This window comes from Dyella sp. EPa41 (genome assembly GCF_016586165.1).
GTDB lineage: Bacteria > Pseudomonadota > Gammaproteobacteria > Xanthomonadales > Rhodanobacteraceae > Dyella.
Window position 1 is genome coordinate 1 of sequence record NZ_BCPR01000079.1, and the last position, 22173, is coordinate 22173.

At 67.5% G+C, this 22173-nt stretch carries 12 protein-coding genes and 1 pseudogene; 7 read left to right on the forward strand and 6 right to left on the reverse strand.

What is annotated here, in order from left to right; genetic code table 11:
- The 4 genes from JMF82_RS18625 to JMF82_RS18640 form a co-directional block, all read right to left on the reverse strand.
- Positions 1 to 3086: translocation/assembly module TamB domain-containing protein (locus JMF82_RS18625; protein ID WP_201316030.1), on the reverse strand; the 3086-nt coding region annotated here is incomplete at its 3' end.
- Positions 3087 to 3091: 5 nt separating this feature from the next.
- Positions 3092 to 4852, reverse strand: a complete 1761-nt coding sequence (locus JMF82_RS18630; RefSeq protein ID WP_201316031.1) for an autotransporter assembly complex family protein — start codon at positions 4850 to 4852, stop codon at positions 3092 to 3094.
- A gap of 113 nt (positions 4853 to 4965) precedes the next feature.
- Positions 4966 to 7563 carry a glycosyltransferase family 2 protein gene (locus JMF82_RS18635; RefSeq protein ID WP_201316032.1) on the reverse strand — a complete coding sequence of 866 codons (2598 nt, stop codon included), beginning with the start codon at positions 7561 to 7563 and terminating at the stop codon, positions 4966 to 4968.
- A gap of 373 nt (positions 7564 to 7936) precedes the next feature.
- Positions 7937 to 8404 (reverse strand): Dps family protein, encoded by a 468-nt coding sequence (locus JMF82_RS18640; protein WP_201316033.1) that lies wholly within the window; start codon positions 8402 to 8404, stop codon positions 7937 to 7939.
- A 119-nt stretch (positions 8405 to 8523) separates the two neighbouring features.
- Here JMF82_RS18640 and hrpA point away from each other — a divergent pair, with 119 nt between their 5' ends.
- Positions 8524 to 12717 carry an ATP-dependent RNA helicase HrpA gene (hrpA, locus tag JMF82_RS18645; protein WP_236585565.1) on the forward strand — a complete coding sequence of 1398 codons (4194 nt, stop codon included), beginning with the start codon at positions 8524 to 8526 and terminating at the stop codon, positions 12715 to 12717.
- Between the two features lie 10 nt (positions 12718 to 12727).
- Here hrpA and JMF82_RS18655 read toward each other — a convergent pair whose 3' ends face one another.
- Positions 12728 to 13204: a hypothetical protein gene (locus tag JMF82_RS18655; protein ID WP_201316034.1), complete on the reverse strand. Its 477-nt coding sequence runs from the start codon at positions 13202 to 13204 to the stop codon at positions 12728 to 12730.
- Between the two features lie 134 nt (positions 13205 to 13338).
- Between JMF82_RS18655 and JMF82_RS18660 the strand changes: the two genes are divergently transcribed.
- The 5 genes from JMF82_RS18660 to JMF82_RS18680 all read left to right on the forward strand — a co-directional run bounded on the left by JMF82_RS18660 (position 13339) and on the right by JMF82_RS18680 (position 21331).
- Entirely contained in the window at positions 13339 to 15474 is a 2136-nt protein-coding gene (locus JMF82_RS18660; RefSeq protein ID WP_201316035.1) for a bifunctional (p)ppGpp synthetase/guanosine-3',5'-bis(diphosphate) 3'-pyrophosphohydrolase, read from the forward strand.
- Between the two features lie 77 nt (positions 15475 to 15551).
- A complete protein-coding gene (locus JMF82_RS18665) occupies positions 15552 to 17375 on the forward strand; it encodes a hypothetical protein (RefSeq protein WP_201316036.1) in 1824 nt (607 codons plus the stop codon).
- Positions 17376 to 17385: 10 nt separating this feature from the next.
- On the forward strand, positions 17386 to 18225 hold the full coding sequence (locus tag JMF82_RS18670; protein ID WP_201316037.1) for an NAD-dependent epimerase/dehydratase family protein: 840 nt from the start codon (positions 17386 to 17388) through the stop codon (positions 18223 to 18225).
- A gap of 242 nt (positions 18226 to 18467) precedes the next feature.
- The gene (mrcB, locus tag JMF82_RS18675; protein ID WP_201316038.1) at positions 18468 to 20798 is read left to right on the forward strand and encodes a penicillin-binding protein 1B; all 2331 of its coding nucleotides are present in this window, start codon (positions 18468 to 18470) and stop codon (positions 20796 to 20798) included.
- A gap of 2 nt (positions 20799 to 20800) precedes the next feature.
- Positions 20801 to 21331 carry a tetratricopeptide repeat protein gene (locus JMF82_RS18680; protein ID WP_201316039.1) on the forward strand — a complete coding sequence of 177 codons (531 nt, stop codon included), beginning with the start codon at positions 20801 to 20803 and terminating at the stop codon, positions 21329 to 21331.
- A 164-nt stretch (positions 21332 to 21495) separates the two neighbouring features.
- On the opposite strand, the gene JMF82_RS18685 is transcribed toward JMF82_RS18680, so the two are convergent.
- Complete coding sequence (locus JMF82_RS18685) at positions 21496 to 21873, reverse strand: VOC family protein (protein WP_201316040.1); 378 nt, start codon at positions 21871 to 21873, stop codon at positions 21496 to 21498.
- A 74-nt stretch (positions 21874 to 21947) separates the two neighbouring features.
- Here JMF82_RS18685 and JMF82_RS18690 point away from each other — a divergent pair.
- Positions 21948 to 22173 (forward strand): annotated as a pseudogene (locus tag JMF82_RS18690) (ATP-dependent DNA helicase); the annotation flags it as partial.

A 22173-nucleotide genomic window follows, 5' to 3' on the forward strand; every position in this document is an offset into this window, starting at 1 on the left:
AGTTTCACCGTGACGCTCGCGGTGATCGGCATGCGGCTGGCCTGTTCCTCCTGCCGCTTGTCGTCGATCACCACGACATCCGGCGAGGCCTTGGTGGCGCCCGCGCCGGGCAGCTTGTCGAGGTTCACGTCGGCGCTGTCCAGCAGCACGCTGCCGGTGATGTCCAGGCCATTGGCGTCATGGCGCACGGCGAGATCGGGCGACACCGCCACTTTCGCCGCCGGAATGTCCACCGCCTTGAAGTTGCCGCCCTTCACCGAGAGCACGCTTTGCGCGTCGTTGCCCAACGCTGCGCTGCCGGCAAGCACGAGGTTGCCGTCGCCCGAATGCAGCGTGCCGTCCAGCCGGAAATGCCGCGCGTCGGTGGTGGTTACCGCCACGCGACCCTGGCTCAACTTCAATCCCATCGCCGGGATCTCGGCCGCGAAGTCGCTGATCGTGGCCTGGCCGTTGACGGCAGGCTGCGAGACCGTGCCGCCGAGGCCGAACTCGGCGTTGATCGCGCCCTTGGGATTGACCACCTCGGTGGTGAAGATTTCGAGCAGGGCGAGGTTGGTCACGTGCAGCGACACCTGGCCGGCCAGGGCCTGTTGCGCACCGCTGATGCTGACCTGGCCGTCCAGACGTCCGTTGTTGGTCAAGCCCGCATGCAAGTCGATGCGCTGGTTCGACGGGCTGAGCTGCGCATGGGCAGTGAGGTTGCTGTAGGTGATCAGCGGTTCATCAGGCCGGTCGGCATAGGCGATGGAGCCATGCGACGAGGTGATGGACGCGTTGCCGTTGATCGCGCCGGCCGCATTGCGGCGGATGCTGCCATCGCCCTCCAGCGACCCTTCCACGCGCATCGGCACCTTGGCCGTGCTGGCGGCGCTCATCAACAAGGCGATGGGCAGGCTGCGCAAACGATAACTGGCGTCCAGGTTGCCGGCCTTGTCCTGCCTGGCGGCTGCGCACAGCAGCGGATCGCCCGCGGTGAGGCACAACTCGGAGAGGCTCATGGCGCCGTCGTTGTAGGACAGCGCGGTGGCTTGCTGCAGCCGCCAGCGGGGCAGGCCGGCGAGATCGACGTTGAGCGTGGAAAGCGTGCCGTTCCACGCCGGACCCTTGAGGCTGCCGCTCAGCGCGAGATCGGTCGACAGCGTCGAGCCGCGCGCGTCGAGCGTGAGGTTGTGCCGTTCCGCCGTGCCGTCGCCGCGCACGTTCACCCGGGTGAAGGCGAGACCGCCGGCGTTGACGCCGGTCGTCTGCAAGTCGAGCTTGCCGCCGGGTCGGCTGATATCGGGCACGTTGGCGAGCAGGCGCAGGCCGTCGACGTGCTGGCCGGCATAACTCAGCGCGCTGCCCTGCACATTGGCGTCAACGGCCAGCTTCGGGTACTTGCCCTGCACGCGGACCGTGCCTTGCAGGCGGCCGGCGGCGTCGGGCAGCCAGTCGCCCAGCGTGGCGACCGCAAGCTTGATGGTCGCGTCATTGCTGCTGCCAGGCTTCGCATCGACCTGCACATCGCTGCCGCCCGAGATGAGATGCAGCCTGCCGTCGACCACGCCCTCCGGCGGAAGATGCAGCTTGCCGTCGCCATGCACGGTGCGCTCGCGCAGTCGCCCTTCCAACTTGCGGATATCCAGGGTGACATCGGGACGCCCCTGCGGCAGCGTGCCTTGCGATGCGACGTCGAAATCGAGCGAACCATTCCACTTCGCCAGCACGTGGCCCGGATCGAAGCGATTCGCCGTCGCTTCCATCTGCCAGCCGAGTGCAGGCTGCAGCACCAGCGTGCCCTTGGCCTGCATCTGCCCCTGCGGCTGCTTGACGGCAAGCGCATGCAGGTCGATCTGCTTCTGCGTGCCATCCAGGTCCAGCGTCACGTCGGCAAGCTTGCCTGGTGCGCCAATGGCGAGGTCGCCGCTGGCATGGAACCGGTCGGCGCTGCCCTTGGCCTTCAGGCTGCCATGGCTCTGCAGCACCTGGCCAACTAGGTTCTCTGGCAGTTCGACGTCTTTCCAGTCGACCGTGAGATCCGCGGACAACGGTTGCGCGCCCAACGCCACCACGCCGCGCGCATCTACACCGCCCTTGAACTGCGGCGAGGCGAGCGCGAGCTGATCGATCGTCAGCGTCTTGAAGTCTTCGCTGAAGCGCGCGGCGAGAGGGCGCAGCTGCAGCTGATAGTCGTTGAGGTCAAGCTGGCCCTGCAGGCTGCCGCTGCGCCGATCGCCCTTGCCATCCAGTGCCATGCCCAGCTGCGTCAGCGAGCTTTCGCCCAGCCATGGCTTGGGGTCGAAACGAGGCGCATCGAGCCGTGCCGTCCAGGCGTAATCACCGCCTTGTACCCACTGCAGCTGCAAGCGCGCCGCCATGGGTTGAAGCAGCTGCAGCTCCAGATGCGCCTGCTGGCCGTCGCCGTGGACGGTCAGCTCGCCTGCGTATTCGGTGCCGCTCACGGTCCACGCGAAGGCCGCCTTGCTGTCGCCGCGATAGGTGCCGCTGATGCCCATGGTGCCGGTCAGATCGGCATGGCCATCGGGTGCGCGCAAGGCGAGCTGGCGCAGCTCGATGCCGCGGCTGGTCCAGCTGCCGGCCAGGTCGAGCGTGTTCGAAGCAAACAGCGGCTTGCCGTCCTGGGTGATTTTCACCGTGCCCACGTGCACGCGGTCGAGCAGGATGTCGAGCGGCGGCTGCAGCGAGAAGCTGCTTTCGCCCTGCGGGGTCTCCTCGCTCCTGGGCAAGGCGACGTCCACGCCGTCGACACGGAGGTCGAGCACATGGGCGCGCTTGCGCCATAACGACGCGACGCTGAAGTCGACATGCGCCGTCGCCACCTTGACGTCGAGCCCCTTGCCATCGGCGTAGCGCACGCCTGCGAGATCCAGCGGCCCGGCCAGCCGTCCCTGCGCGGATTGCACGGTGAGGGCGCCCTGGGTAAAGCCCGTGGCGCGCGCCAACGCAAAGCGCAGGCCCGATCCGGTGTTGACGAGCCAGGCCACGGCGAGCAGCAGCAACAGCAGCAGCGTGCCGAGCGACAGCGCGATCCAGCGCAGCCAGCGGCGGCGGGGCTTGGGTGCGGTGGCGGGCGTGGCGGTGTTCATGGCTCTCACAGATCCGGGCCGATCACGACGTGCAGCTCCACGCCGTGTTCATCCGGGTTGTTCACCGGCGTGCCCAGGTCCACGCGGATCATACCCACCGGCGACAACCAGCGTACGCCGAGGCCGGCGCCAATCTTCGGCCGGTAGTCGGTGTTGTCGAACGCGTTGCCCGCATCGACGAAGGCGGCCATGCCCCAGTTCCTGGTGAAGTAGTGCTCCACTTCGGTGCTGCCCACCAGCAGGTTCTTGCCGCCCACCACGCGGCCGTAGGAATTCTTGGGGCCGATGCTCTGGTAGCTGTAGCCGCGCACGGATCGATCGCCGCCCGCGAAGAAGCGAAGTTGCGGCGGCAGGTCGCTGAAGTCGTTGGTCCACGTCGCGCCGGCGGTACCACGCAGGATCAATCGATTGCGGCCGGCGAACGAGGTGATCCACTTCGCATCCGCGGTGACCTGGCTGAAGCTGGCGTCCGACAGCAGCCCGCCGACCGTGCTGCGCGCCGCGAAGGTCAGCGACCAGCCACTGCGGACGAAGATCGGGTTGTCGCCGGATTTGCGCGACAGCGACACCTCGGGATAGAACAGGTTGCTGCGGCCGTGCTCGATGCCCGGCGCGTTGTCGGGTTCGCCGCTCTTCTGGCCGACGGTGAAGGTGCCGTCCAGCGCATGCACGCCGATGGTGCGTACCCAGCCGTGCCACTGCCGCGTTTCATTGGCGACCAGCTCCAGCGTCTTGGAGTGCGAGGTGTCGGTATCGGAATCGCGATAGGTGGCGCCGTAGTTGAAGCTGCGCTGGTTCGGTCCGGGCATGGGCACGGAATACAGCGTGGAAAGCGTCTTGAGGTTCTGCGCAATGACGAGCTCGTTCTTCCACTTGTGGCCGTTGCGGTTCACCCAGCGGCGCTCGCTGCCCACGCGCACGCCCACGCCGGTATCCGTGCCGATGAACGGGCCGCCGGTATAGATCGTGCGCTTGGCCGGCACCAGTTCCACCTTCACCGCGACCACGCCGTTGTTCTTGTCGTCCACGTCGGGCAGCACGTTGACGACGGAGAAGTAGTCCGCGCCATTCAACGCCTGCTGCAGCTGGAGGAGCTTGTCCTGCGCGAAATAGTCGCCCGGCTTGAACGGCACGTAGCGCTGCAGGAATCCGGGCCGGAACTGCGAGCCTTCGAAATGCACGTCGCCGAAGCGATAGCGCGGGCCTGCCTCCCAGGCGAGCTGGATGACGGCGGTACGTTCGGCGCGGTGCACCTCGACGCGGTGCGTGACCAGGCGCGCGTCGAGGAAACCATTGGCGGTCAGCGCACCGCTCAAGGCATCGCGCGTGGAGTCGTACTCGCCGTGGTTGAGCGTCTGCCCCTTGAGGTTCTCGATGTTGCGCTTGGCGCGCCGGATGGCGGGGATGGCCGTGGCCGTCTCGTCGAGCTTGAGGTTCACGGCCGTGACGGTGACCGGCGGCCCCGGCTTCACGTGCAGCGTGACACGCCAGTCGGTGCCTACGGGCTCGAGCTGGCCTTGTACCGTCGCCTCGTAGTAGCCGTACGGCTCCAAGGCACTTTTCGCCTGGTCGAGCGCCTGGTTGTACAGGCGCTTCACCTGCGCCTCGCTGACGTCGCGATTGGCGTATTGCGAGATGTCCACGCCCGAGGTGACCGCGAGCTTCAGCGGATCATCCACGCCATCCACCGAGAGCTGCACGCCCGCGTGCGCCAGCCACGGGGCCAGCAGAAGCGGCAGCAGCGTCAGGCGACGAAGTCGGCGCATGCGATCGGCGTTTCCATCCTGGAAGTGGGCGATGACACGCGCCGGCGACGCGTGTGTTCCAAGCTTAGCCCATCACCTCGCACGCACTGGTGAATGGGGCGTCAGCGAACGACTCAACCGGCCTTGTCGCCCGCCTTGTGCGCAATCCACGCGCCCACCACGGCGGAAACGTACGGAATCGACTGCGCCGCGAGGATGAACATCCACAACGTGCCTTCGACATACTGCGTGCCGAATCGCATGCCCATGCCGATCACGCAGCTGAGCAGGGCGATGGCCATCAGCAGTTCCTCGCGCACCGGTGCGAACGCGGCGAAGTTGCTGCCGCCGAGGCGGCGGCTCTTGGCGGTCACCACGAACGAGGTCTTCTCTCGCGTGAGGCCGTGCAGGATGCCGCGCGCGATGGCATGCGACAGGCCCATGCTGGCCAGCGACGCCATCAGCGTGTCGTACCAACCGCATGGGACGCGCGCGCGATACAGCACGATGCCGAAGATGGCCTTGGCGAAGAAGAAGCCGATCACCGGGATCAGGAACAGCTGCATGGGCAGGCTGAAGATGGTCGGGAACGCCACCATGCCCGCGGTCCAGAAGATCGCCATCATGGTGAAGATGAGGTGCAGCGCATCGGCGAACCAGCTGAACCAGCCGGTGAGGAAGTGGAAGCGTTGGCCGCCGGAGAGCGGGCCCTTCTTGGTCATCCAGTTCCAGCGACCCTTGAGGATCTGCATGGCGCCGAACGCCCAGCGGTAGCGCTGGCTCTTGTATGCCTTGAAGTCGGCCGGGGTGAGGCCCTTGCCCATCAGCTCGTCCACGTACACGAGCTCATAGCCGGCGTGCATCAGGCGCAGGCCGAGCTCGGCGTCTTCGCAGATGGTCCATTCGGACCAGCCGCCGGTGCCTTCCAGTGCCGAGCGGCGCACCATGGTCATGGTGCCGTGCTGGATGATCGCGTTGCGCTCGTTGCGGTGGTGCATGCCGATGCGGAAGAAGCCGTCGTACTCCCACGCGGTCATGCGGCGGAAGCGGTTGTGCTCGAAGTCGCGATGCGCCTGCGGGCATTGCACTACGGCCACCTTCGGATCGTGGAAGTAGCCGGTGAGCGTGGCCAGCCAGTCTTCGCGCACCACGTAGTCGGCGTCGATCACCGCCACCACGTCGGCGCGCGGGTCGGTTTCCTTCAGGCCGAAGTTGAGCGCGCCCGCCTTGAAGCCCGGCCAAGGTTCCAGGTGGAAGAAGCGGAACTTGCTGCCCAGCTTCTCGCAGTATTCCTGTACCGGCTTCCAGATCGCCGGGTCCTTGGTGTTGTTGTCGATCACCAGGACTTCGTAGTTCTCGTACTGCAGCGCGGCCAGCGAGTCGAGCGTGATGATCACCATCTCCGGCGGCTCGTTGTAGCAGGCCAGGTGGATCGACACGAACGGCTGCTTCTCCACCGGATCGGGCGCCAGCAGGCCGGCATGACGCACCCAGCCGCGCCGCCACAGCACCTCGGTGAACTCGAAGCCATTGATGAGCAGGATGGCGAGGATCGCGATCTGGGCCGGGAACAGCAGCACCAGCATCGTCCAGTCGATCCAGCTCAGGTAGAAATTGAACGGCAGCGTCGCCGACCAGGTAATCAGGCCGCAGGCCAGCTGGATCAGCGCGCAGAAGAAGAAGCGGCCCATCAGCTTGAAGCGGCTGTAGTGGCGCGCGAACCAGATCATGGGCAGCAGCGCCAGCAAGCTGGCGGCCAGTGCCTTCCACGGCCAGGCGGTGTCTTCGGTGACCGGGCCGGTGAACGGGAATTTCAGCTGGCGATCGGCATTGAACATGCCCCAGTAGGCTTCGGTGCGACCCGAGAGCTTTTCCTTCCAGGGCTGGTCGAACGCCTCCATGACGTAGTAGTCGATGTTTTCCTTCTTGGCGGTGACGAACCACTGGCGCAGGAAGATCGCTTCGTTCGACACGGAAGGGTCGGCACGTTGGAAGCGATCGCCGTTCGACGGCCAGCCGATCTCGCCGATCACAACTGGCTTGTTGGGATACTTTGCGCGTAGTTCCTTATAGCTTCCAAGCGCTGCACCGATGGCGTCTTTTCGATCCATGCCGTTCCAGTACGGGAACAGGTGCACGGTGATGAAGTCGACGTGCTCGGCCAGTTCCGGATACTTGAGCCAGATATAGTCCGGCTCGGCCACGGACACCGGCTGGCGCAGCGCCGCGCGCACGCGGTCCACGTAGGCCATCAGCTGCTCGGGCGGGATGTCGTTGCGGAACAGCACCTCGTTGCCGACGATCACCCGGTTGATCGAGTTGGGATAGCGCCGCGCCTGCGCGATCAGCGTCTCGATCTCCTTCTCGTTGTTGTCCAGGCGCCGATCGATCCACGCGCCGGCCATCACCTGCAGGCCCTGCTTGTCGGCCAGGCGATAGACCTGCGGGTTCTGCAGGGTGGAATAGGTACGGATGCGCGGCGTGTACTGCTTGAGCAGCTTCAGGTCGTTGTTGATTTCCTCGTCGGACGGGAAATCGTTCTTCAGCGGATTCTGGTACCGCTGGAAGGCGGACAGCGCGAAGCCGCCGATGGGACCCTTCCAGTCCTCGGGGCCATGGGGCAGGTTGCTCCACCACCACAGGCCGATGTTCATGGCCGCCACGATCAGGGCAAGCAGGATGGCTGCAAGCAGCGGATGTCGGCTGTCGTGGGTGGTCGATGTCGCGCTCAAAACGGTCCCCGTGGCTGCCTCACACGAGGCCGAAAAGCCCTGAAAGCTTAACCATGGAGCGCATTGGGCTCAATCAATCGCGGGAGAAGGTGGTCAGCGCAAGGTCAGGGCAATGGCAGGTGACCACGGCGAAGGGCGTCCGCGGGCCGTTCCCGGCGATGGCCATGGCTCGCTTCGAGCCGCGTGCGTGTGGTGCGTTCCCTGTCTCGCGGCGACCCCGGCATGCACGGTGCACCGCGGGCGGCGCGATGCCACGGCGCAAATGTTCATTTGTCGTGATGAAGCCAGGGCCCTGGGCCGGAGCGACGGAAACAGTCCGCCCCGCCGGCGGGAAACCCGGCCCTGTCCCCGGAGGGAGAGGGCCGGCTGATGCTTATTTGAGCAGCGAGCGCAGCATCCAGGCGGTCTTTTCGTGCTCCTTCAGGCGGCCGGTCACCATGTCGACCGTGCCCTCGTCCCCCGCGCCGTCGGCCACCTTGATGGCCTCACGGGCGGTGTGGGCGGCGATCTCGTGGCCTTCGACCAGCTGGCCGACCATGTCCTTCCAATCAGGGACGCCGGCTTCCTCCTTGATCGAGGTGAGCTTGCCGAACTGGCTGTAGGAGCCGGGGGCGAACACGTCCAGGGTGCGGATGCGCTCGGCGATCTCGTCGGCGGCCAGCCACAGCTCGTTGTACTGGGTCTCGAACATCGTGTGCAGGCTGTTGAAATGCGGCCCGGTGATGTTCCAGTGGAAGCTGTGGGTTTTCAGGTAGAGCGAATAGGTGTCCGCGAGCAGCTTGGACAGCTGTCCGCCGATCTGTTCCCGGTCCTTCTTGGCGATGCCGATGGAAATGGCCATGGAGTGCTCCTTTTCGAGGGTGGGGATGAAGCCTGGGACCAGCTTAGCGAGCGGTCACGCGGCGGGGAAATGAATCGTGCCGATGCCGGCGATAGTCACCAGCTATCATGTGCGGTCCGATGACACAGGCAACTACACCTTCCTCCGACACCGACCCGCGTCTGCGCGAGCTGCGCAAGGCGCTCGAGTCGGTTTCCAGCCGCGACTACGGGCGCCTGCAAGGCCGTTGGCGCGAACTGTCGCGCCGCTTCGACGACAAGAAGCTGGCGGCGCTGGCTTCCGATATCGAGGCCTCCGCGGCCAGGCGCCGCGCCCGCGCCGACGCCAAGCCGGCGATCACGCTGGACGAATCGCTGCCCATCACGGCGCGCGCCGACGAGATCGTCGAGCTGATCCGCAAGCACCAGATCGTGGTGATCGCCGGCGAGACCGGCTCAGGCAAGACCACCCAGCTGCCCAAGCTCTGCCTCGCCGCCGGGCGCGGTGAGGCGGGCATGATCGGCTGCACCCAGCCGCGCCGCCTGGCGGCGCGCTCGGTGGCACGGCGCGTGGCCGAGGAACTGGGCACCGGCCTGGGCGACCAGGTGGGTTTCCAGGTGCGCTTCACCGACCAGGTGTCCGAGCGCACCCTGGTCAAGTTCATGACCGACGGCATCCTGCTCGCGGAAACGCAGGGCGATCCGTGGCTGAGCGCCTACGACACCATCATCATCGACGAGGCGCACGAGCGCAGCCTCAACATCGACTTCCTGCTCGGCTACCTCAAGCGGCTGGCGGCGAAGCGTCCGACGCTCAAGATCATCGTCACCTCGGCCACCATCGATACGGAGCGCTTCGCCGAGCACTTCGGCAACGCGCCGATCGTGTCGGTGGAGGGGCGCACTTATCCGGTGGAGGTGCGCTGGCGTTCAGTGGACGAGGTTGCGGCACGCCGCGGACAGCGTGCGGGTGACTTGCAGCAGGGCAGTGCAGAGCATGTGGCCGCCGTGCTGGACGAAATCACCCACGACGATCCGCGCGGCGACGTGCTGATCTTCCTGCCGGGCGAGCGCGAGATCCGCGATGCCCATCTGTTGCTGTCGCGCCGCCAGTATCGCGAAACGGAAGTGCTGCCGCTGTACGCGCGCCTCTCCGCCGGCGACCAGGACCGCGTGTTCAAGCCGGGCCCGAAACGGCGCGTGGTGCTTGCCACCAACGTGGCCGAAACCTCGCTCACGGTGCCGCGCATCCGCTACGTCATCGACTCGGGCCAGGCGCGCGTGAAGCGCTACAGCCAGCGCAGCCAGCTGGAACGCCTGCACGTCGAACCGATCTCCAAGGCCGCCGCCGACCAGCGCAAGGGCCGCTGCGGCCGCGTGGGCCCGGGCACCTGCTATCGCCTCTACGACGAGGCCGATTACGACAGCCGCGCGGCCTACACCGATCCGGAGCTGCTGCGTTCCTCGCTGGCCAACGTGATCCTGCGCATGCTGTCGCTGCAGTTGGGCGAGGTGGACGAATTCCCGTTCCTCGAGGCGCCCGATCCACGCGTGGTCGCCGACGGCTACCGCCGCCTGGCCGAAATCTCAGCCATCGACGATGCGCGTCGCCTCACCCCGACCGGCCGCGTGATGGCGAAATTGCCGATCGACGTGCAGCTGGCGCGCATGCTGGTGGAAGCCCAGACGCTGCACAGCCTGCGCGAACTGCTGGTGGTGGTCTCCTTCCTCAGCATCCAGGACCCACGCGAGCGTCCCGCCGATGCGCGCCAGCAGGCCGATGCGGCGCATGCGGCGTTCGCCGATCCGAAATCCGACTTCGTCGGCGTGCTGAACCTGTGGCGTGAATACGGCAAGGCGCACGAGGATCTCACCCAGTCGAAACTGCGCGACTGGTGCTCGCGCCACTTCCTCAGTTTCATGCGCATGCGCGAATGGCGCGAACTGCACCGGCAGCTGTTGCTGGTGGTGCAGGAGCTGGGGTGGAAGAGCAGTGAAGCAGGTGCAACGGCCCAGGCCACACGCATCGCTCCTCCCCCTGCCCGCGGGGGGAGGTCGGGAGGGGGCAAGCCCTTGCCGGAAGGTCCAGGGCAAGCGTCCACCCCTCCGCAAAGGGGAGGGAGCCATGCCGCGCAAGGCCAGGCCGATGGTGACGCCGACCGTCTCTACGAAGCAGTCCACCGCAGCCTGCTCGCCGGCCTGCCTACGCAGGTCGGCCACAAGGACGAGAAAGGCATCTACCGAAGCACGCGCGAGCGCCGCTTCCAGGTGTTCCCGGGTTCCTCGCTGTCGAAGGTGCCGCCGAACTGGATCTTCGCCGCGCAGATCCTCGACGTCGGCGGCCGCGTGTGGGGCATGATGTGCGCGCGCATCGAACCGCTGTGGATCGAGCAGCAGGCCGCGCACCTGCTGCGGTCGGCATGGCGCGATCCTCATTGGTCGCGCAAGCGTGGCCATGTGGTGGCCTATGAGCAGGTGAGCCTGTTTGGTCTCACGCTGGTCGAACGGCGCCCGGGCACTTTCCAGAAGCAGGACCCGGTGCTCGCGCACGAGATCTTCCTGCGCGAAGCGCTGACCCGGGGCGATATCGATGCGCGTGCCGACTTCGTGCGCGCCAACCAGCGGGTGCTGGAGGACGCGCGCGGCATCGAGGCCAAGCAGCGCCGCGAAGGCCTGCTACGCTCCGAAGACGAGCTGGTCGGCTTCTTCGCAGGCAAGCTGCCGCAAGACATCGCGGACAGCCGCGCGCTCGACGCTTGGTATCGCAAGGCGCGTCCCGCCGAACAGGCGGCGCTGCGCTGGTCACTGGACGACGTGATGAGCGGCGGCGCCGGATTGGACCCGAAGGCCTTTCCCGCCTCCCTCGATATCCCGTCGCCGGCCATGGATGGCCAAGTGCCGCGGGCGCAGGACGCACGGGAACGGCCGCCGGCCATGGATGGCCAAGTGCCACGGGCGCAGGACGCGCGGGAACGGCCGCCGGCCATGGATGGCCAAGTGCCGCGGGCGCAGGATGCGCGGGAGCGGCCGCAGAAATACCGCCTCGAGTACCGCTTCGTGCCGGGTGACGACGCCGACGGCGTGACCCTGCACCTGCCACTGGCGATGTTGAACGCCTTGCCGGCGTCGCGTTGCGAGTGGCTGGTGCCCGGCCTGCTGGCGGAAAAAGTGGCCGAGCTGATCCGTGGCCTGCCCAAGGCGCTGCGTCGCAATTTCGTTCCCGCGCCGGATTTCGCGCGCGCATTCGCCGAGGCCGAGGCACCGCGCGACGAGTCCTTGCACAAGGCGCTCGCGGCATTCCTCAAGCGGGCCACCGGCGTGGACGTCGCCGCGACGGACTTCGACGCCGTGGAACTGCCTGCGCATTTCCGCATGCGCTATCGCCTGCACGACGAAAACGGCAAGACGCTCGCCACGGGGCGCGATCTCGCGGCGATGCGCGCGCAATGGGAAGGGCAGGCGCGCGAAGCGTTCTCGCGCAAGACCGATATCGAGCTCACGCGCGAAGACATCGCCAGCTGGGATTTCGACGAGGTTCCGGCGCAGGTGCGTTCGGCCGGCGGCCTGCTTGCGTTTCCCGCCTTGGTCGACCTGGGCGACGCGGTGGCGCTGCGGGTGTTCGAGCGTGGCGACGAAGCGCGCGAGGCACACATCCAGGGCGTCGTTCGCCTGTTGCGCAATGCGCTCGCCAGCGACATGAAGCAGGCGCGTCGACGCCTGCCGATCGCCAACCCGCTCGCCCTGAAATATGCGCCGCTGGGTGGCGTCGAGGGCTTGCGCGAAGACCTGGTGGAAGGCGGGTTCACCGATCTGCTGGACCGCCACGATCTCGCTGTGAGAACAGCCGGCGCGTTCCAGGCGCTGCACACGCAGATGGCACGCGAACTCTTCGGCGCGGCGGTCGAGCGCCTCAAGCTGGCCGAGCCGATCATCGAAGCACAGGCCGACCTCAAGCCGTGGCTGCAGCCACCGTTGATGGGTTTTGCCCGCGCCAGCTACGACGATTTGCGCGAGCAGCTCGAGTCCTTGCTCACCGCGGGTTTCCTGCGTGAACTGCCCACTTCGCGGCTCGCGCACTATCCGCGCTACCTGAAGGCGATGCGCCTGCGCGCGGAGCGCCTGCGGCAGGATCCGGCCCGGGACCAGCAGCGCATGCTGCAGGTGCTGCCGTTCTGGCGCGACTACCTCAAGCACCGCGCCGCGGGCACGGACGGGCTGGACGAGTTGCGCTGGCTGATCGAGGAATGGCGCGTGTCCCTGTTCGCGCAGGAACTGAAAACGGCCGAGCCGGTATCGGCCAAGCGACTCACGCGGGCGCTGGAAGCGCTCGCGTGAGTCGGGCGCGTCAACGGACGCGCTTTACGCTGATGCTTTCGCCGCAGCCTTCCACGTACATCAGCCAGTTGCCCATCATCATCGGCTTGATGGTGACGCCCGGATTCTCGGCATGCGGGCAGACGTAGCCGCCCGATCCGGCCTGCTTCCACACCTGGCCGTTGTCGAGCGTGTACTGCCTGTTCTCGCCGAAGCCGTCGAACGAACCCTTGAGGCGCGCGGTGACCACGGTGCGCTTGCCGCTCTCGGGATAGAACACCGGCTTGCCCGACGAATCGACCACCTTGGTGATCACCTTGCCGTGCCCGCTCAGCCAGTCGTCGAGATTCTTCAGTTCGTCGGCCGACAACTTGTCGAGGCCCGCGGCCTTGAACTCCGCAGGCGACATGCGCTGCTGCAGCGGCACGTACTGGTCGGCGGCCACGGCAAGGGCGGGAACGATCAGGGCGGCACTCACGAACAACGACAGCAGGCGGGCCAGACGCATGGAAATGTCCTCAAGGGCAAGGGATCGACGTCGCCGCCGCAGCATACACGGCATGAACCGCCGGTTCATGCGAAAAAAAGCCGGTCGTCGGCGCGGGCCGCGCCCATCGCGCTGACAGGCCCTAGAATGACGGCATGGTCCAAGCCGCCCTCACCGCAAGCCCGGGTCTCGCCCAGTGGCGCGAACGCGTCGGCTACGTGCCGCCCGTGCTGGGCGACGCGTTGGATGCCGGCGCGTCCCTGTCGATGCACCAGGCCGAGCTGGCCGATGCGCTGGACCTGCTCGCCATGCTGGGTTCGGATGCCCAGACCCAGGCGGCGGCCGTCTGGTTCGAGGTGTCCCGTGTCGATCCGGCACTGTGGGCGCAGCGCGAGCCACTGTTGCCGGCCGAGCTGCAGCGCCTGGTCGCCGGCCAACTGGCAGCGGAGCGCGTATGGGCATTGCATGCGCAGCACGGCGCCGATCATGGCGCCGAGGGTCTGCGCCGCCTGCTGCTGGCGATCATCCGCGACGTGCGCGTGGTGTTCATCCTGCTCGCGCGGCAGTTGGCCCGCATGCGCATCGCCAGCAACTGGCCGGAGGCCGAGCGCCAATCGCTGGCGCGGCTCACCCGCGACATCCATGCGCCACTCGCCAATCGCCTCGGTATCTGGCAGCTGAAGTGGGAGCTGGAAGACCTGAGCTTCCGCTACCTGCAGGCGGAGACGTACAAGCGCATCGCCAAGTTGCTGGACGAACGCCGCGTCGATCGCGAGGAATTCATCCGCGAATCGCTCGACGTGTTGCATCGCGCGCTGGACGCGGCGGGCATCCGTGCAGAACTGGCGGGCCGCCCCAAGCACATCTATTCGATCTGGAAGAAGATGCAGCGCAAGTCGCTGGAGTTCTCCGATCTCTACGACATCCGTGCCGTGCGCGTGCTGGTCGACAGCGTGGCCGACTGCTACGGCGCGCTCGGCGTCGTGCACACGCTGTGGCCGCACCTTCCCGGCGAGTTCGACGACTACATCGCCCGGCCCAAGGGCAACGATTACCGCTCGCTGCACACGGCCGTGGTCGGCCCGCGCGGCAAGACGCTGGAAGTGCAGATCCGCACGCACGAGATGCATCGCATCAACGAACTCGGCGTGGCCGCGCACTGGCGCTACAAGGAAGGCGGTGCGGGCGACAGCGAGTTCGAGGCGAAGATCGCCTGGATGCGCCAGCTGCTCGAACCGCGGCCCGACAGCGACGGCGATCTCGCCGCCGACCTGCACACCGAGCTGCTGGAAGACCGCGTCTACGTGCTCACGCCCAAGGGCGAGGTGGTGGACCTGCCGCACGGCGCCACCGTGCTCGATTTCGCCTACCACGTGCATACCGAGGTGGGTCATCGCTGCCGTGGCGCCAAGGTCAACGGCCGCATCGTGCCGCTGACTTTCCAGCCGTCCAGCGGTGATCGCGTCGAAGTGCTTACCGCGAAGGTTGCCGAGCCCAGCCGTGACTGGCTGTCGCCGCATCATGGCTACCTGCACACCTCGCGCGCGAAGGACAAGGTACGCGCCTGGTTCCGCCGCATTGCGCACGACGCCAACGTCGCCGCCGGCCGCGCGATCTTCGAGAAGGAGATCAAGCGCCTGGCGTTGCCTTCGGCCGACATCAGCAAGCTGCCGGCGCATTTCCACTTGAAGTCGCACGAGGAGTTGCTCGTCGCGCTGGCACTGGGCGAAGTCGCGCCGGGCCAGGTCGCGCGCGTGCTGCAGGAGGCCGCGGCACCACCGCCGGCCATGACGCAGTCGGCGACCGTGGCGCCGCCGAGGCCGGCGGCGCCCGGCCATAGCGCGCTCAGCATCGAAGGCGTAGGCAACCTGCTCACCACGCTGGCGCGTTGCTGCCAGCCGTTGCCCGGCGATCCGGTGCGGGGCTTCGTCACCAAGGGGCGCGGTGTGTCGGTGCATCGCGCGGATTGCCCCAGCCTGGCGCGTTTGGCGCGGCGCGATCCCGACCGCGTGATCGAGGTGGAGTGGGGCAAGGCTCCGGCGCGCGCATACGAGGTGGACATCGAACTGCGCGGCTACGATCGCAAGGGCCTGCAGAAGGACGTCACCAGCGTCATCAGCAATGCCAGCGTGCACATCATCGCCTCGTCCAGCCGCGTGTTCACGCGCACGGGCGAAGTGGAAATGCGCTTCACCCTGCGTGTCCGGGACTTCGAACAGCTGTCCACCCTGCTGGATCGCCTGGTGGCCTTGCCCAACGTGGTCGACGCGCGCCGCGTCAGCGTTGGCTGAACGGCTGGCCTTAACAACCCGGCCCAAGCCCGCCGCGATGCTAAGCTGCGGGCGAGAGACTCCACTTCCCCATGCCCATGAACGGACGCAAAGACCAGTACGACCAAGGGTCGCCAGGCCGCACCGAGCCGACCCTGGGTAGCCTCGACAACCTGGATGCGCCCAGCTCAAGCCCGTGGAAAGACGCGCCCAGGGACGACGACGGACTGCCCAAGTTCAACCTCGCCCCGGACATGCGTCGTCCGGCGCCGCCGCGTGAACCGACGCCTCGCCCTCGCGCGCGCAAGCGCGGCTGGCTGGTGCCGGTGGCGCTGCTGGTGGTCATCGGCATCGGCACCAGCGTGTGGATGGGGCAGGACAAGCTGCGCGGACTGGTGCCCAGCACCGAGCTCGACGGTGTATTGGGCCGTGCCGAGACCGCATTGCAGGAAGGACGCCTGGACGGCACCGACGGCTCCAGCGCCCGTGAATTGTTCGAAGCGGCGCGCGCCCTGCAGCCGGACAACGACCGCGCCCGCGACGGCCTGCGCAAGGTCGGCCAGGCCGAGATCGCCCGCGCCGATGCGGCGCTGCAGGCGCACAAGCTGGACGAGGCCGACCAGGCGCTGGCGACGGCGCGCGAACTGCTGGGCGGCGGCACCGACGTGGACCGCCTGAGCCAGGCGATTGCCAGCGCACGCAACGGTTCGGTCAAGACGGACAGCCTGGTCGACCAGGCGCAGCAGGCGCTCGAGGCGGGCAAGCTCGATGGCGATAACGGCGCGGCCGCGTTGTATCGGCGCGTGCTGGCCGCCGATCCCGGCAATGCCGTGGCGCTGCACGGGCTGGACAAGGTCGCCGATGCGCTTGCGGCGCAGGCGCACAAGGCACTCGATGCCGGCGATCATGCGACGGCGTCCACGCTGGTCGACCGCATTGCCGCGATGTTGCCCAACTACGGTGAATTGCCGGCGCTGCGCGCCGCGCTGGTGCAGGCCGACCAGCAGAACAACAGCCAGGTCACCGATGCGATCAAGCAAGGTCAGGACGCGCTGCGTGCGGGCCATATCACCGGCGAGGGCGACGACACCGCGCTCGCGCGTTTCAAGGCCGCGCTGGCGATCGATCCCAACAATGCCGACGCCAAGACCGGTCTCGGCCAGGTAGCGCAGGCGCTGATCGTGCAGGCCAACGCCGCGCTCGACAGCGGCGACACCGCGCATGCCAGCGGCCTGCTGGACCAGGCCGAGGCGCTCGCGCCGCATTCCGCGGACCTGGCTTCGGCACGCGCACGACTGACCGACGAGCAGAAGTCCGTCGCAGCCGCCCAGGCCGCCGCGGCCGGCAACAAGCACAAAGCCGCCGAGGAAACGCAGGCGAACGGCAACAGCGAGCGACGCAAATCCAGCGCCGCCGCGCAGCCGCCCGCGGGAGGCGCGGAAGACAGCGAAGCTCCCCTGGAGCATCCGCCGCTCACCCCGCAGCAAAGTGCGGAACTCTCCCGGACACTGTTGCGCGCGGACAACGCGGCGCGCCAGGGCAACCTCATGCTGCCGCCGGGCGAGAGCGCCTATGACCTTTACCGCCAGGCGCTCGCCGTCGACGGCAACAACGTCACCGCCCGCAACGGCCTGGAGAACCTTCCCAATATCGCGGTGAGCCAGTTCAACCAGGCCTTGTTGAATGGCAACCTGTCCGTTGCGAACAGTCGCCTGGCCGACCTGAGCGACCTGTCGCCGGGCAACACCAACCAGGGCGTGCTGCGCCAGCGCCTGGCCAGCGCCTGGATGGACCAGGCCGAGCAACAGCTGCAGAGTGGCGATCGCGCCGGTGCCGCCCAGTCGCTGGACAGCGCACGCAAACTCATGCCGGGCAATCCACGCCTGGCCACCTTGATGGCACGCCTGCAGTCCGGTTCCTGAGGAATCGCCCATGACGGTGATGGTGTTCGGGGCCAGCAGTCAGATCGGCCGCTTCCTGCTGCCGCGCCTGCGCGCGCGCGGCGAAACCGTAAAGGCGCTCAGCCGCTCGCAACGCGCCAGCGAACCGGGTCTCACCTGGGTGCATGGCAAGTTGCCCGACCGCGTGCCGGACGTGGGGCGTCCGCTGGTGATCATCAGCTTCGGTCCGTTGCTGCCGTTCGCGCAGTGGTTGTCCTCGCTGGTGCTCGCGCCGGGCACGCGCGTGATCGCGACCAGCTCGATGAGCGCCGAATCCAAGCAGGATTCCGACGTGCCGGCCGAGCGCGCGATCTCGCAGTCGCTGCGCGATGGCGAGATCGCCCTGGCGGCTGCCTGCGAAAAGCAGGGGGCGTTGTGGACGATCTTCCGTCCCACCCTGATCTATGGCGCAGGACTGGACAAGAGCCTCACCCCGATCGCGCGCCGCGCCATGCGGCTGCGCGTATTTCCGCTGCCGGCCGGCCGTGGGCTGCGCCAGCCCGTGCACGCCGATGACATCGCCGCGGCGGTCGTGGCGGCGCTGGATCATCCCGAGGCGGCCGGCCGCATCCTGCCTCTGGGCGGGGGCGAGCGGCTCACCGCTGGCGAGATGTTCGCGCGGGTGCGCCGCAGCCTGCCGATCGGCACCGTCCCCATCCCCGTGCCGGCGCCGCTGCTGCGCCTGGGCCGCCATGCCGTGCCCCGGCTGCGCGGCCCGCTGACGCGACTGGAAGCCAACCTCGTCGCCGACAACAGCGAGCTGCAGCGCCTGCTGGGCGTCTCACCACGCCCCTTCCAACCGGATGCCGCCTGCTGGGAGCCCCAACCGTAGGAGCGCACCCAGTGCGCGACCGACCTGGCTGGATTCCGCAGCGAAAAACCATTTACTGAGATACGGCCCGGCTCTGCGGTCGCGCACTGGGTGCGCTCCTACAATGGGTGGCCGGGCGCGACAAACCTGCCGGCGCCTCTCCCCAGCCCCATCCACGCCACAAACAGCCGCTGGCGTTCAGATACCCGCCGGGAAGCGGGTCCTATGATCCGATGGCCTCTTCCGTTCAGGATTCTCACTCTTTGGCCTTCTTGACCCGCCTCCGTTCGTTCGCCAGCGCTGTCTGGCCTTGGGTGCGCATTCCGTTCTGGATCTGCATGGGTCTGCTGTTCGGCTTCGTGCTGCCCTACACCCTGGTGCTCAACAAGCGGGTGCAGGACCGCTTCAACGATCTGGTCTTCGCCGTCCCCACGCGCATTTATGCGCGGCCGCTGCCGCTTGCCGCCGGCACGCCGATGAATCCGGCGACGCTGGAGCTGGAGCTGACGTTCGCCGGCTACGGCAACGATGGCCGCGGCCAGGTGGCGGGTACCTGGGCGAAGGAGGGCGGGACCTACAACATCGCCTCGCGCGGTTATGCGGGCCCCGACGGCGGTGAATTGCCCAAGCGCATCCGCGTCGTGCTGGGCAAGGGCCAGGTGGCCAGCGTGAAGGACGCCGGCAACGGCCGACCGCTCGACCTCACCCATCTCGACCCGGCGCGCATCGCCACCGTGTACGGCCCGCAGCAGGAAGAGCGCCGCATCGTGCGCCTCGCCGACGTGCCGCCGTTGCTGCTCAGCGGCCTGCAGGCGGTGGAAGACCGCGACTTCAAGCATCACATCGGCATCGACTTTTCGGCCATCCTGCGCGCCTCGTTCGCCAACCTGCGCGCGGGGCACACCGTGCAGGGCGGCTCCACGCTCACGCAGCAGCTGGTGCGCAACCTGTTCCTGGATCGCTCGCAGAACTTCACGCGCAAGTTCAACGAAGCGCTGATGTCGATCCTCATCGAAACGCACTACGACAAGAGCCGCATCCTCGAGGCCTACGTCAACGAAGTGTTCCTCGGCCAGCAGGGCAACCAGGCCGTGCACGGCTTTGCCGCCGCGTCGGAGTTTTACTTCGGCCGCCGCATGGAAGACCTCAAGCCGCAGGAGATGGCGCTCTTGATCGGCCTGGTGAAAGGGCCGAGCTTCTACGATCCGCGCCGCTATCCGGACCGTGCGCTGGTGCGCCGCAATCTCGTGCTCGACCAGTTCGTGGAGACCGGCCTGATTCCCGCCGACCAGGCCGCGGCCGTCAAGAGCACGCCGCTGGGCATCGTCACCAACGGCCAGCTGCCGCACAACCGCTTCCCGGCCTTCATGCAGCTGGTGCGTGCGCAGATCACCAGCGACTTCGACGACGACACGCTTTCCAACGGCAACCTGAGCATCTTCACCACGCTCGATCCGGCGGCGCAGCTGTATGCCGAGCAGGCGATCACCTCGACCGCGGGCAGCCTCGGCAAGCGTGGCGAAGCCGCACAGGCCGCGGCCGTGGTGACCGAGGCGAAGACCGGCGCGGTGCTCGCCATGGTCGGCAGCAAGTCGCCAGGCGAGCAGGGCTTCAACCGCGCGATGGATGCGCGCCGCCCGATCGGTTCGCTGATGAAGCCGCTGGTATACCTTGTCGCGCTGGCCAACCCCGAGCGCTGGAACCTCGGCAGCCCGGTGGAGGATTCGCCGATCAGCATGCGCCAGCCCGATGGCAGCTACTGGACGCCGAAGAACGACGAAGGCGACGTGCACGGCTCGGTGCCGATGATCGACGGACTGGTGCATTCCTGGAACCTGGCAACCATCAACCTCGGCATGAGCGTGGGCATCGCGCGCATCAAGGCGTTCCTGGAGTCGTTCGGGCTCACCGACGTCAATCCGAGCCCGTCGCTGCTGATCGGTGCCGAAGACATGTCGCCGCTGCAGGCCGCGCAGCTCTATCAATACATCGCCGCCGACGGCCACGCGTTGCCGCTCCTGGCGGTGCGCGGCGTGGTCGACAACAAGGGCCAGACGATCAAGCGCTATGAGGTGAAGACCGGCCCTGGCGAATACCAGCCGGCCGTGCGCCTGGTGACCTGGGCCATGCAGCAGGTGGCGCGCACGGGCACGGCGGCCTCCATCGGCAGCTCGGGTCTTGCCTACCTCAATGCCGCCGGCAAGACCGGCACCAGCAACGACATGCGCGACAGCTGGTTCGCCGGTTTCACCGGCGACCATCTCGCGCTGTTCTGGATGGGCCGTGACGACAACAAGCCCAGCGGCCTCTACGGCGCCACCGGCAGCCTGCGCGCCTGGCAGGAACTGTTCCGCAAGCTGCCTACGCGCCCGTTGTCGGCGGCGCCTGGCGACGGGCTGGAAATGGCCTGGATCAATACTTCCAACGGCCACCGTTCGGAAGAGGGATGCGACGGCGCGCGCCAATTGCCGGTGGTCGCCGGTACACTTGGGCAGGACGCCGAGGGTTGTTTCTGGCAGCACGTCGGCAACCTTTTCGGCAGCGCCGATACGTCCCCCGCGCCAGCCGCTCCCACCGAACCCGCACGAGATTGACCATGTCGAGCCGTCTTCTTCGCCATTGCGCCGTCCCAGCCACGCTGGCGGCCCTGCTGCTCGCCGCGTGCAGCCAGCCCAGCGTCCCCGCGCAGGCCACGCGTCCGACCATCTCGGATGAGCAGATGCTGGCGTCGATTCGTGCGGCGGGCGACAAGGAGAAGTCGGCCATCGACGTGAACCCGCTGCGCGACCCGGGCGTGGCCGCGCTGCAGGACGCCGCCGAAGGCGACACGCGCACGGGCAAGTACCAGGACGCGGCGAGCAAGCTCGACCAGGCGCTGAAGATCAGCCCCGATTCCCCGGACCTGCTGCAGGACCGCGCCGAGCTGGCGATCCGCCTGAAGGACTACGCCAACGCCGAGAAGCTCGCGCACCGCTCGTGGGAGCTCGGCCCGCGCCTGGGTCCGCTGTGCGCGCGCAACTGGCAGACCATCGTCGAAATGCGCCAGCACGCCGGCGACGAAGCCGGCGCGGCCAGCGCGACCAAATGGGTTGCCCAGTGCCACGTGGAAGGCCTGCAGCGCTACTGACCGGCACGCCCCTCCACTCACCTTGTAGGAGCGCACCCAGTGCGCGACCGCAGACTGTCGGCAAACGGGTAGTAGCCGGTTTTCGGCGGCGCGGGAACGGTGCAGCTCCACCGGCTCCGTAGGCTATCGCGCACAGGGTGCGCTCCTACAAGAGCCGCCACGGCCTAGCGCCGCCGCTCTTCCATCAACCCCACCAGATTCCCATCCGGATCACGCAGGAAGGCCAGCCACAGCGTGTGGTCGGAAAGTTCGGCGGTGGCCTGCGGTTCGCGTTCGCCCACCGCGCCGCGATCGAGCAGCGAGGCGAAGGCATGTTCGATGTCGGCGACCTTGAAATACAGGATGGAGTTGCCGCCCACCGAACCCGCGCCCTGCGGCGTCGACAGCATCAGGCGAACGCCGCCGCTGTCGAGAAAGGCGAGGTTGGGCGCCGGGCGAAACAGGAACGGCAGCTCCAGGATGTCGCGATAGAACGCCAGCGCCGCGTCGACGTCGCTGACTGTGATCGCAATCTGGCCGATGCCGGTGGTGGTCGTGGACATGGCACTGCTCCGTGGAAGGCCGCCTGGAGTCTAGGGCATTCGCAGCCCGGCGGAAGGTCGGCCATACTTGCCGGATGATCGATAACGAGGACGTTGCCGCGTTGCTGGGCACGGAAGGCCCTTTCGCCCGCGAGCTACCCAACTTCGCCCCTCGCGCCGCCCAGCAGGCGATGGCGCGGGCGGTACAGCACGCCATCGCCGAGCGTGAGACCTTGATCGCCGAGGCCGGCACCGGCACGGGCAAGACCTTCGCCTACCTGGTGCCCGCCCTGTTGTCGGGCGAGCGCGTGATCGTCTCCA